Origin of the sequence: Agrobacterium sp. D14 (genome assembly GCF_001526505.1) — a bacterium.
Lineage (GTDB): Bacteria > Pseudomonadota > Alphaproteobacteria > Rhizobiales > Rhizobiaceae > Agrobacterium > Agrobacterium leguminum.
Map to the genome: position 1 here is coordinate 51,901 of NZ_ASXX01000008.1, position 12,660 is coordinate 64,560.

A 12,660-nucleotide genomic window follows, 5' to 3' on the forward strand; every position below is an offset into this window, starting at 1 on the left:
AAGTTCCATGATACCGAATTCAAGCGCTGCCCGTGATGTGCGCTACCACCTCCATGCCCAGACAAACCCGGAGCGGCATGAAGGGGAGGGGCCACTCATCATCGCGAAGGCCGATGGTCCGTATATATTCGACGATGCCGGAAACCGGTATCTGGACGTGATGGCCGGACTTTGGTGCGCCTCGCTCGGATTCACCAATGATGGATTAGCGAAAGCGGCCTCGGACGCTTACGCCACCATGGGCTTCTATCACACCTTCGGCGGCCGGGCTTCTCCGGCCGTCATCGATGCAGCCGAAGCGATCGCGCAACTGGTGCCACTTGACGACGCGCGGGTTTTCTTTGCTACATCTGGGTCGGAAGCGATTGAGACCATGGTCAAGATCGCCTGGCTTTTCCACGCAGCCAATGGTGAACCGCAACGGCGAAAAATCATAGCGAGGCAACGTGCGTTCCACGGGTCGACCATCTTCGCGGCGTCGCTGACCGGCCTTCCCCACATGCACCGGGAATTCGGGCTGCCGTTGGAAGGTGTTCTGCACACGCTCTGCCCGGATCCCTATCGCGAGCAACGTGAGGGTGAAACCACGGAATCGTTCGTCGAGCGTCTCGCAAACGAGCTGGAAGCGCTCATTCTGTCCGAAGGGCCGGACAACATCGCGGCATTCATCGCCGAGCCGATCAATGCCGGCGCTGGTGTCATCGTGCCGCCATCAGGTTATTTCGAGCAGGTCCAAGCGGTTCTCGACAAATACGGCATTCTCTGCCTGGATGACGAGATCGTTTGCGGCTTTGGCCGAACGGGAAACTGGTTCGGCTGCCAGACGGTCGGAATGAAGCCGGACATGATGGCCATGGCGAAGGGGTTGTCATCATCATTCTTCCCGATTTCCGCGGTTGCAGTTTCCGGCAAGATTTACGAGGCGATCAGGTCGATCAACATTGATGGGAGCCAGTTCGGACACGGTTTCACGAATTCCGGACATCCCGTCGGCGCGGCAATCGTGAAAGAGGCCATTCGGCAGTATCAGTCCATGGAGCTGCCACAATGGGTGCAACAGCGGGGGCAAATGCTGCGAACGAAGATAGAGCCCATATTTGCCGCATTCCCCCATGTCGGGCAGTTTCGCGGTGAGGGACTTCTGCTCGCAGCGGAACTCGTCGCGAACAAGGAAACGAAAGAGCCATTTGCCGCTGCCTTCGGCATCCCGCAGCATCTTCAGCGTATCGCCATGCAGAAAAGGCTGATGCTTCGGCCGCAGGGCAACACGATTACCTTCTGCCCACCTTTCATCATCGACGAAAAGCAGATCGATTTCATCGCGGATGCGCTGTTGGCAAGCTTGAAAACGCTCCAGCAGGAGGTCATTTCCAAATTGCCAGCAGCCGGATAGAACCTTGAAATGATGAGAATCCAGTCGAGGCGGCACAAGCGATGAGCACAGGCGAAGGCTCCACAAAAATCACCATCAAGGAGGTTGCCGAAGCTGCTGGCGTTTCTCGCTCCAGCGTTTCGAATTACCTGAACGAACGCTTTGCGAATATGGGGCTCAAGACGCGTGAGCGTATCACGCAAGCCATCGAGAGCCTCGGCTATCGGCCCAATAACGCGGCCCGGCAACTGAAGACCGGTAAAGTGCCGATGGTGGGACTGCTCGTGCCCACCGTCATCAACCCTTTCTTCGGTGAACTGGCATTGGCGATTGAGCAGGCAGCTGCACGGCACAATTATCGCGTCCTGCTTTGCAACACGATGCGCGACGCGGAACGGGAGCATGAATTCGAAGAGGAGATGCTCAGTTTCGGTATTCGCGGCGTCATCACCGTTTCGCCGATCGCCGGCCGCCGAAAGCCGGCGCCCGCCGATCTGGCAGTCGTTGCAATCGATGCCAAGCGTGGAGACCTAGGCTCGCCAAATTCGGATTTGGTGAATCTCGACAACCAAGCGGCGACAGGTCTTGCGGTTGATCATCTCGTCAGTCTCGGGCATCGCAACATCGCCTATGTCACCGACACGTCCTTCACATTTGCACGCTCAGCGAGAGCTGCAGGATTCGAAGGGGCTATTGCCGCACATGGCCTTTCCGATTGCCCTGTTATCGTTCAATCCTTTGTCGATGGAATAGCGAGCTATTCCGACGTCGAGCTCTTCGAAATCGGTCGTGGCAGCGTAAAGCAGTTGATTGAAACGCATCCGCGTCCCACTGGCATCATCGCCCTCAACGATATGATCGCTGTTGGCATACTTTCCGCTCTCAGGCAGCACGGGATTTCCGTTCCCGGTGAGATGTCACTCCTGGGGATTGATGACATCGTCCTGTCGCAGCTGACCACGCCGGGTCTGTCCACAGTCCGGCAGCCTGTCGCTCAGATGGCGCAAGCGGCTGTAGAGTTGCTCATCGCGCGGCTTGGCTCCCCTATCCGCTCTTCCACGGAGACGGTGTTCCAGCCGGAGCTTGTGGTGCGAGAGTCCACGAAGAAGCCGCTAGGTGCTTAGAAAAGGCAATCCGCTGAAAATTCATCAGAAAAAACGAGTGTCTATCAGACACTTTCGCCCTTTGATTGTACGGGTCGGTACGCGTAGCGAACCCGGTTTACGCTGTTAACCGGCCACCATTCATTTGGTCTCGCGCGCAAGAAATCTGCTTGCCTAATGCTCAATGACAGACATTGATTGGAACTGTCGTCGGCCATTGGAGTTCAAATCGAAAGAAGATGACAATGATGCCCATTCAGTTGGTTATAGCTGAAGCTAATGGGCCATGAGTTCGAATTTCATCAAGGCGTGCGGGGCCGCTTTGTTTTGTGAAATCGCGATCTCGTAGATTTTTTCCGAACTTCGAATATTTTATTCGAAAGGGTAGAAGCGCACCACTTGGCCGTTGCTGAGGCACGTGGTCTTCGGATCGAGCAGCGCGAGACCGTCACCGCGGGCCATAGGCGATAAACTTCCAGACGACCCGCGGCCAAGCGTTGCAAGAACGGGTAGGCCTATTTCGTTCGACCCGATGATCTTAACCGGGATAAATTCAGTGCGACCTTCGCGCTTTTTGAATTCGAATGCGGCTATAGCTGGCTGCCCGGGAGCACGATAGGAACGCATTCCTGTGGAGGCGCGAAGTGCGGGTAAGCCGATCTGGTCTAACACCACAGCTGCGGCCATCGGGTTTCCGGGCAGGCCGATGAAAAGTGCATTTCCGACCCTGCCGATAGCTGCGGGTTTGCCCGGACGCATCAAGACACTGTTGACGGAAAGCTCACCGCCGTTCGCGGTCAGAGCCTGGCGCATGAAGTCAGCTCCGCCTTGCGACATTCCGCCAGAAGCAATCACGACGTCAAATTGGTTCGACGCATCGGCGAGACATCGGGAAATCATGTCAAGGTTGTCGTCCAGGTGTCCGAGGTCGGTAAAATCGATCCATGGTTGGGCCAACAGTGCTGTGACCATGTAGCGGTTGGAGTCGTATAGCTGACCAACCTGAAGCCGTTCGCCGGGTTGACACAGTTCGGAACCGGTGGAGAAGAAGGCGATACGCAATTTGGGACGCACCGCAATCTCGCGGATACCCAATCCCGCCAGTAGCGCAGCGGTGTGCGGTGTAATGGTAGTTCCGGCCGGCACTGCGACCGTTCCTTCCGCGATGTCTTCGCCAGCTCTGCGAATATTCAGCCCCTGACTAGGAGCGACATAAAACGTAATTTCCCCGCCGGACCGCGTGCAGCTTTCGCGCGTCATGACGGCATCAAAGCCATCCGGGATGGACGCGCCCGTATAAATTTCGACAGCTACGTCGTCTGAGAACGCTGGCATGCTCTCAGTGGCACCTGCAGCGATCACTCTTTCGATGCGTGCACTCCACGGTCCAGACCCGGAAAAACTTGCAGTTCGGACAGCAAAACCGTCCATGGCCGAGTGATCAAACCGAGGTAGAGACGAGGGTGCGGCGACATCGTCAGCCAGGACTCGCCCCGCCGCATCCAGCAACGCAACGCGTTCGGATTGGAAAGGAGGCTTCGCGCACTGAATTGCAGCTTCGACAGCATCCTCGAAACTCATTTTGTCCGTACCGTCAAAACAACCGATGTTTTTGCCTTTGAGACCTGCCTCGATGTTCATGTTATCCCCTCGCAAAGGATGACGGTGCCCACCTGATCGGCAGACGGGCACCAAGCTTTCATGGTGTTTGGAATGTCTTGAGATAGGCGATGAGATCGGCAATTTCTTCAGGTTTTTTAAGGCCGGCAAATGCCATCTTGGTGCCTGGGACATAGGCTTTCGGATTGGAAAGATATTCCGTGAGGTGGCTCTCGTCCCAAGCCCATCCTTCTTCAGCTTTCGCCTTGAAGGCTGCGGAGTAGTTGAAGCCCTCGACTGCAGCTACCTTTCTGCCGATAATCGCATTGAGTTCAGGCCCAACCTTGTTTTTCGCCCCTTCGCCGACCGCATGACAGGCCGCACATTTCTTGAATACGATTGCACCATCGTCGACGTTGCCTTCCGCGTGGGCGATCGGCGCCATAATTGCGCAAAACGACAATGTTGCGAGAAAATACCGCATGTGAAAACTTCCTTATTTCTGACTTACGATTTGGGGGAGGGGGCGACTTCGCCGCCCCCGGAGAGCGTTCAGAGCGACCGGTATTCCTTCGATTTGAAGGTGAGATGGGCAACATTGCGGGGTGCGTTGGCAATCTTGCGAATGTTGCCCCAGGTCTGCTTGTAGTTCGGGATGATGAGTTCATTTGTTCCGGCACTCGTGACGTTGCCCTGCACGCCGGTCGGAAAACCGAACAGCATAAAGGTTTCACCGCGCCGCGCCGTTCGCGTCGGATAGGCCATTGCCTGGGTCGCGCCGGCGTCGTTGTAGATCTCGACGAGATCACCCTCCTCCAAGCCTGCCTCCGTCATGTCCTGCGGGTTCATCTCGATAAACGGATACGGCCATCGATCCATGACGAAGTCGTTTTCCTGATCGAGATAGGCAGATTGCCAAACGGTGTTGGCGCGACCGTTGTTAATCAGAAACTTGTGGCTGTCCTTCTGCTGCTGCTTGCCAGGCGCCTGGAGCCCACGCCAGGGCGCATCCATGAAGCGCGCCTTTCCATCATCAGTGGAGAACACGCCGTCGGTATAAAGACGTTGGGTGCCCGCGATCTTACCGTCGGAAAAGCCCGTCGCCGGTTCCTGAAAACCGTTTGTGCCCATGGCACTCAGCCTCTCGTAGGTCACAAACTCACCGCCATGAGCGTGCTTGTTGTAACCGTCCATGAAAGCGTCTTCTTCGGTTTTCCAGTCGAAACCCTTAAATTGCCCGGCATAGCTCGCGTCGCCCATGTCGGTCAGAATACGTTCCATATTGTTGGCGAGGCGAGCCGCAATCAGGCAGTCTGGCATCGCTTGGCCTGGCGGGTCCATGAAACGCTCGGTCAGGCGCATACGGCGCTCGCCGTTCATCGATGTAAGGTTCATCTCACCGGATGTGGCGGCTGGCAGGATGACATGACAAGCCTCGCCGATCTTGGTCGGGATAATGTCGACGTTGACTGCAAAGAGGCCGCCTTTATCGATAGCGGCCACAATGGCGTTGACCATTGCCTCACGATCGCCATAGGGGGCGGCACTCATGGCGTCTTTCACCAGGTCGGTGCGCTTCTTGTAGACACGCTTGAATTCGTGCGCGTTGAGCGTCGTCTTGTAATGGTCGCAGCCCCAAATGTGGTGAACCCCGCCCTGGCCGCCGATCAGAAGCTGATCGACATAAGCTGCCGGGCGGCCGACATGAGCGTCGGATGGACGCACATAACCTTCCTGGTGACCGCCCAAACGAACGACGCCGCCACCCGGTCGGCCAATATTGCCCGTGGCCAGCGCAAGGTTCACCACGGCGCCGTTGGTGCGGTAGTTATCATTGCCCCAGATCAGGCCTTTTTCGTATCCGAACATCACGCGGCGGCGCTTTCCGCCTTCCTTCGGCATGCCGATCCACTCGGCGGCCGTGACGATCTGGGCTTGCTCGAGCCCCGTTATTTTCGAGGCGTCCTCAATGGATATACGACAGCCTTCGACGGCGCCCTCGAAGTTGGATAAATGTCCCGGTTTGGCGTCCGATTCGCCACGCGCGGGATATTGCGGCGGCCTTGCCACGCCTTGGCGCGAGGTCGATTTGTCGATGAATTCGCGATCAACCCAGCCCTTGTCCGCAATATATGTGAACAGTGCATTGAACAGCGCGAGGTCAGTGCCGGAGTTGATCGCTAAATGCAGGACGTTGTCCTTGCCGGCCACTTCCTCACAGGCGTTGATCGTCACAGTGCGGCGCGGATCGACGATGATTATTCTGGCTGCTTCATGCGGTTCGTTCGGTAGTACCTGCTTTTTCTTGTTGAGGCTTTCGCCGCGCAGGTTTGGGACCCAGTGGTTCAGGAAATAATTGGTTTGGGTCTCGAGCGCATTGGTTCCGACCGCGACGATCGTATCGGCAAGTTCGGCGTCCTCGTAGCAATTGTTCAATTCGCCGACGCCCATGTCGCGCGTGCCGTGGACCTCGGAATTGTAGGCAGGGCGGTTGTGGATTCGAATATTCTTGACCTTCATGGCCTCGAAATAAAGCTTGCCCGTGCCCCAGGTGTTTTCATAGCCGCCGCCAGCTCCGCCATGATCGAAGGCAGAAACAATCAGTGCGTCCTCACCCTTGTCTTTAACAATCCTTGCTGTCACGCGGGCGACAAGATCGAGTGCGTCGTCCCAGCTCGTCGGCTGCATCTGGCCGTAGCGCCAGACGAGCGGATCTGTCAGACGCTGTTGCTGGGTGTTGCGCGCTTCGGAAAAACTTGTTTCGGCCATTCTGGCGCCGCGCACTGAACCCAGACCGGAATTGACCACGCATTCATGATCGGGCTTGATGACGATATGAACGTCGCGGCCATCCTGCTTGACCACGTTGTACATGGATGGCGAATACCAGGCGTCAGTCTCCGCCTGCTGTTGTTCCGACAGATCGACGCCAAACACGTTCTTCTGACGATCGGTACCGCCCTGCTTGTTGATCGGCCACGTGTAGGCGTGGTAGCCACAGCCAACTATGCAGAAGTGGCAGGTGACATTGTGCTTCTTGGCGTCTGCGGGAATGATCGGCAGACGGTCGATGTGACGTTTGAAAGCCATGATCTTCTTCCCTTACAAGACGTTGGAGAGGCGGCCGTAGATGAGCTCGTCGACGCCCTCGGCGAAAATGTCGCCATTGTTTGCGACACGCAGCACATACTGGGGGAGGTTCTGTGTGGCTTGTCCCCAAACCTGCTGACCTCCCTTTTCGGGATCGAAGACAGAGAAATGGCCGGGACAATTGAAGGTTTTGTTGTCCGCCGAATAGCTCAGCGGAAAACCCTTATGGGGACAGATGGTGGAAAAGCCGACGATGTCACCGTCGGGACCGACGCCGCCTTCCACGCGGGTCCCGAGTTTGATGAGAACGCCCGCTGCATCCTCGTCAGGATAGCTCACGTCGAACGGCTCGTTTAGCGTCAGTTCGGAGATGTTGGCCAGACGGTTGGCAGGATACTCGACACCGGCCGCAGCGGTAGCGGCTCTGGCCTGTTGTGCGCCGACGCCAGAAACGGCGACACCTGCGCTTGCAGCAGCCAGCGCCCCTCCGCGCAGGAACTGACGTCGACCGAGATCGACCATGTTTCGACAGCGTGACATGCGCTTCTCCTCCATTTGATGTCGGAGGATGATCAGCAATTGCTGTGCCAGTTCCTAAAATACTGAAACTTAGAGATTTTCTCGTTTGAGGACCAGCTGCCCGTTCACTTTTCCGAACAGCGCCTCACCGCCGTTGTTCATTTGGCCGAACGTGCGCTGCTTCTATTCCGAAACGCGTCATCTTCTCCCAGAGGGTCGTGCGTGAAATGCCGAGTTGGCCCGCGGCCTGGGAAATCTGTCCGCCGGTTGCGCTGAGCGCCCGCAGGATCTGTCGGCGTTCTGCGGCGTCGCGCGCATCCGAGAGCGTTTCGACCCGTGCCTTGTCGGATCCGCCAGCAACGTCTGGAAAGATGTCCGCCGGCATCAATAGCAGGTTTTCCGAAAGCGCTGCGGCGCGTTCCAGCCGATTGCGAAGTTCGCGCGCATTCCCGGGCCAACAGTGTTCGAGCATGGCATCCTCGGCAAGCGTACTGATCCCGCGGACGCGTGTTTCCCTGATCTGCATGATCTCTTCGAGGAAATGCTGGGCGAGCCAGAGAACGTCCTCCTGACGCTCACGCAAGGGTGCGAGCCTGACCGGAAGGGCGGAAAGACGAAAGAACAAATCTTTGCGAAAGGAGCTTGCCTCGCTTCCGATCTCCTGATGCGTGGCACAGACAATGCGTGCCTTAAACGGGATTGTCGTTTCACTGCCGACCCGGTGAAACCAGCCATCTTCGATGAGACGAAGAAGTTTGGCCTGTAGGGCGGGAGGCATGTCGCCGATCTCGTCGAGAAAAAGAATGCCTTCTCCGGCGCGTTCGGCATAACCGCGATGGAGCTGGTGGGCCCCCGTGAAGGCCCCTTTCTCGTGGCCGAACAGTTCGCTTTCCAGAAGTTCGGCTGGTATGGCTGCGCAGTTTACGGCGATGAAGGGGGCGTGGGGGCGATTTGATATCTGGTGCAGGAACCTGGCGCTGACCTCCTTGCCGGTCCCTGTCTCTCCCTGGATGAGCACGGGGAGGGGATGGGAGGCGTAGCGACGCAACATCTGTTCGGTGCTGCGCATCGCACCGGAAATTCCAAGGGGGCCGTTTGGCTCATTCTGTGGCTTGCTTCTGAGGCTCGATGAAACGCGGTCGAGGAAAGCCGTCATGTCGAAGGGTTTGGTAATGAAATCGACCGCGCCACCGCGCATCAGGCGCACTGCCTGATCTATGTCGGCGTAGCCGGACATGAACAGGAAAGGTGTTGCGGTATCGCGGCTCGCCCGGCGGAAAACGTCCTCGCCGTTGATGTCCGGGAGACGAATATCGCAAACGACGAGATCGAAGAGTTCCGACCCGCTGGCGAGCTCGCGCATGGCCTGCTCTCCCTTCGTCCACCATTTTACCCTGTGGCCCTCAAGCGAAAGGCGTTGGAGGAGCGATTCTCCCATGATCGGATCGTCCTCGAGTATGGCGATGCGTCCTGTTTCACGCTGCATGGCTTGCTTCCTCCCCAGGAATTGAAATCGGTAAATGTAGTTCGATGACGGTATGTGCCGCATCACCACTCTGAACGCGGATATGTCCGCTTGTTTCATCGACCATCCTGCGCACCATCCACAGTCCAAGACCTCCGGCTGACTGAGCGGCGGGCCACGGATCTGCTGATGTGAGGACCTCGATTGCGGCCTTTGACAGGCCTGGTCCCGTATCGGCAACAGAGAGGATTAACGTTGAGCCAACCTCCCCAAGACGGGTCTCGACAAAAATCTCACCATCGTCGCCTGCAGCCGCGCTCGCATTTAAAACAAGGTTCAGCAGTGCTTGCCGGACAGCCGAGCCAGGCAGGGTGGGGATAGTGAGCTCGGCTGGCCTGCTCATCCAGTTCAAGGTCTGTCTACGGCCCGCAACAACCGGGCCGGCGAGCAGGCGCACATCCTCCAGATCCTTGAGGACCAATGGATGGCCGGAACGATCGGGTCGATAGGTTGCCAGTGTTGCCTGTACCACGTCGCGAATTCCGCCAAGACCTCGTTCCAGAAGGGACAGGCTGGTGTTACGCACCCCTTCATTTCCCCCGTGTTGCTTCAACGTATCGATCGTGTTGAATAGGCCTCCGAGCGGGTTGTTGATCTCGTGGGCCATGCTGGAAGCAAGTCGCCCCAGACTGGCGAGTTTCTCCTCCTCGGCCAGTCGGCGGCTGAACGCGCTGCGCTGCTGCTCCGCTTCCACGAGGGCATTGAAACCGTAAAAAAGATCAGCGAGTTCACCCCTGCGATGCGGAAACTCTTCGGGCGGGATGGTAGACGGCTGCCCGGCTGCGCCAGAGCGCATGTGTTGCGCAAGCGTTGCGACTGGCTTGACCATACGCCTGGTCAGAATGTAGCCGACCGCAGCGAAGACGATTGCGAGGGCAGCGTTCGTTGCAAGGAGTGTCTGGAGAACCTGGCGCCGCTCCGCAACCAAATGCGAGATGTCGAACGAGGCGTGTACGGTTCCGATCCTCTTTCCCTGATAGAGGAGCTGCCTGACACCGAAACCTGTGTTCGACTGCCACTCGACGCGAATCTCACCGTCATTGCTTTGGTCCGCAAAGGCCATCGGCAATTTGGAAAGTACCGGAATGGTGCGTGGATCACTGGAAGCGAGTACCGTGCCGTCCCGTCCTGTCACAACTGTCTCGATCGGAGAGACAGCCTCAAACATTGTGCGGGTGCGGTCGAGCAGGTCATAGGTTTCCCAGACATCCTGACGCAGGACCGCCGGGATCAGGGCCGTAGACAAGCCGTCGAAATAGGTTCCCACAACACCGTTCAGGTGTTGTTCCTGCATGTCATGAAGGCGCGCTAGAACCCGTTCCGAGATGATGACGCTTATGACAATCATCAGGGTTGCCACCATCAACGGGACCCGAACTGTCAGCGGAATGTTGCGAATACGCTCGATGAGGCTCACCCAAGCCTCCGGACGCGTTCCATATTGGCGGCGATACTGTCGTAACTTTCGGGTGAGACCTGGGTAAAACCGTCGAGCTGTAGGCGTTCAAGCACCGATCGGCCCATCTCGTCCTTGTCCATTTGCAGCAGAGCGTGTCTTATCCGGGCAACCGCCCGGCTCTGCCGTTGTCCTGCGGCGGCTGCGATGGGTGGGAAACCGTGCCAGTCGGACTTTACCAATACCTTGGTCCTGGACACCAATTCGGGTTCGGTCTGTCTCATGACTTCCCAAACGTAGCCATCGACGCTTCCGGAATCGGCTAGCCCCGAAGCGACGGCCCGAATAACGTTGCGGTGTCCATAGGTGAAAAACGACTTGCGGAAGAAAGCTTCTTCAGAGACAGCACGCTCCGCCAGATAGGTTTTTGTGACGAGGTAGCCCGAATTGGAATCGGGGTCGGAAAAGGCGTGGATATCCCCGCGACAGTCGTCAAAGGTACTGATGTCGCGATTTTGGTCAACGATGAGGTAGGACTGGTAAAGCGGACGGCCGCGCCATAGTGGCGTCGCGACCAGTTCCAGTTCGGTGCGGTACTTCATAAACGGATAGCCGCAGATCCACGCGGCGTCCAGATTACCCGAGATTAACAGGGCCGTGACCTCCTGGTAGGTCCGCTGAGTGACCAGTTGTACCTTTTGCCCGACAGCGCCGGACAGGTAGGCCTGCAACTCGTCAAGAACTTCCAGGTCATTCGAAAGAAACACCGGTGTCAGCCCGAACCGTATCACGCCTGCCTGTGGTGCTAGGGATAATGGCTCGCTTCTCGCATTTGATGCCGCCAGGCATATTGCAGACAAAGCTCCGCCAATCGCCGCCCGGCGCGATATGCCATCTTCACCTACGGGCCGACTGTTCTCTTTGTGTCGAATTGGCAACGACGACCTCCACACGGCTCTCCTCCAGAGCCGTCATAAAACTGTAATATGTTTGCGCCGTTTTTCCTATTGCTGTTGACGAATCTACGATGAGGGGCTGGTGGCTATTTTAATCCGGTATCCATTGAATATCCTGCGCCTCTTACGGTGCGGATGAGATCCGGCTTATTGGAAAAGTTGAGAGCTTTTCGAAGCCGGCCTATGTGGACATCCACGGTCCGCTCGTCCACGTAAAGGTCGTGCCCCCATACGCCGTCGAGCAGTTGTGCGCGCGAGAAAACACGCCCTGGTGAAGCCATGAGAAAGTCAAGCAGCCGGAATTCAGTCGGTCCAAGTCTGACCTCACGTCGTTCGCGATGGACGCGGTGGCTTTCCCGGTCGAGTTCGATGTCTGCATAACGCAAAATAGACGATATCAACGCGGGTTTCGAACGCCGCAACAGAGCTCTCACCCTGGCCATAAGCTCCGGCGTCGAGAACGGTTTGACAAGATAATCATCGGCACCTGTTGCCAGTCCGCGGACACGCTCCGTCTCTTCTCCTCGCGCTGTCAGCATAATTACTGGCAGCCGTTCAGTATTGGGTCGGGCCCGAAGGCGCCGGCAAAGTTCAATTCCTGAAACGCCAGGCAGCATCCAGTCGAGAACCAGCAAATCCGGAACGTTCTCCTGGAGTGCGATATCGGCTTCTTCGCCGTGAGTGATCGCTTCGACCAGGTATCCCTCTGCTTCAAGGTTATAGCGGAGAAGGACGCTCAGCGCTTCCTCATCTTCGACAATCAATACCTTTGGAGACATGCGCCCGCTTTTCCTTAATTTCGTTGGTGGAGGCATTTATTACAGTTTCAACGCAAATTTATGACAGGCACTAAATATCCAGAAATCTGGAAATATGATTGCCTTAAAGGGCGCGACGGGCTATCTTTCGCTCTGAGCTTGCTGGCGGCCGATGCCAGCAATTAGGACCCTCAATTCTTCATGAGTATAAATATCGTGCTGTTGAACATTGCAAGTAGTTATCTCATATTATAAATATCAATCCATCTGGATATACCATACTATACTTGATTGACATAAAACTGTCATCGAACAATACTATGACCGCCCTGCGTTCGCGGA

The 12,660-nt window shown here is 56.8% G+C and carries 10 protein-coding genes; 2 read left to right on the top strand and 8 right to left on the bottom strand.

What is annotated here, in order from left to right; all coding sequences use genetic code 11:
- The first annotated feature begins 7 nt into the window (after nt 1-7).
- Both L901_RS06700 and L901_RS06705 read left to right on the top strand, forming a co-directional pair.
- Entirely contained in the window at nt 8-1,393 is a 1,386-nt protein-coding gene (locus tag L901_RS06700; protein WP_059754740.1) for an aminotransferase, read from the top strand.
- 41 nt (nt 1,394-1,434) lie between these two features.
- Nucleotides 1,435-2,496, top strand: coding sequence for a LacI family DNA-binding transcriptional regulator (locus tag L901_RS06705; RefSeq protein ID WP_059754743.1), 1,062 nt, complete (start codon nt 1,435-1,437; stop codon nt 2,494-2,496).
- 351 nt (nt 2,497-2,847) lie between these two features.
- Here L901_RS06705 and glp read toward each other — a convergent pair whose 3' ends face one another.
- From glp to phoB, 8 genes are all read right to left on the bottom strand, one after another.
- Entirely contained in the window at nt 2,848-4,116 is a 1,269-nt protein-coding gene (gene glp / locus L901_RS06710; RefSeq protein WP_059754745.1) for a gephyrin-like molybdotransferase Glp, read from the bottom strand.
- A gap of 58 nt (nt 4,117-4,174) precedes the next feature.
- Complete coding sequence (locus L901_RS06715; RefSeq protein ID WP_059754747.1) at nt 4,175-4,558, bottom strand: cytochrome c family protein; 384 nt, start codon at nt 4,556-4,558, stop codon at nt 4,175-4,177.
- A 68-nt stretch (nt 4,559-4,626) separates the two neighbouring features.
- Nucleotides 4,627-7,164, bottom strand: coding sequence for an arsenate reductase (azurin) large subunit (locus L901_RS06720; RefSeq protein ID WP_059754750.1), 2,538 nt, complete (start codon nt 7,162-7,164; stop codon nt 4,627-4,629).
- 12 nt (nt 7,165-7,176) lie between these two features.
- On the bottom strand, nt 7,177-7,686 hold the full coding sequence (locus tag L901_RS06725; RefSeq protein ID WP_059754751.1) for an arsenate reductase (azurin) small subunit: 510 nt from the start codon (nt 7,684-7,686) through the stop codon (nt 7,177-7,179).
- Nucleotides 7,687-7,828: 142 nt separating this feature from the next.
- Entirely contained in the window at nt 7,829-9,169 is a 1,341-nt protein-coding gene (gene aioR, locus L901_RS06730; RefSeq protein ID WP_059754753.1) for an arsenic response regulator transcription factor AioR, read from the bottom strand.
- Nucleotides 9,159-10,625, bottom strand: a complete 1,467-nt coding sequence (locus tag L901_RS06735; RefSeq protein WP_059754755.1) for a sensor histidine kinase — start codon at nt 10,623-10,625, stop codon at nt 9,159-9,161. Before L901_RS06735 ends, aioR begins: the two co-directional genes overlap by 11 nt.
- Nucleotides 10,622-11,542: a PhnD/SsuA/transferrin family substrate-binding protein gene (locus tag L901_RS06740; protein ID WP_245289594.1), complete on the bottom strand. Its 921-nt coding sequence runs from the start codon at nt 11,540-11,542 to the stop codon at nt 10,622-10,624. Before L901_RS06740 ends, L901_RS06735 begins: the two co-directional genes overlap by 4 nt.
- A gap of 104 nt (nt 11,543-11,646) precedes the next feature.
- On the bottom strand, nt 11,647-12,339 hold the full coding sequence (gene phoB / locus L901_RS06745) for a phosphate regulon transcriptional regulator PhoB (protein WP_020810080.1): 693 nt from the start codon (nt 12,337-12,339) through the stop codon (nt 11,647-11,649).
- Nucleotides 12,340-12,660: the final 321 nt, after the last annotated feature.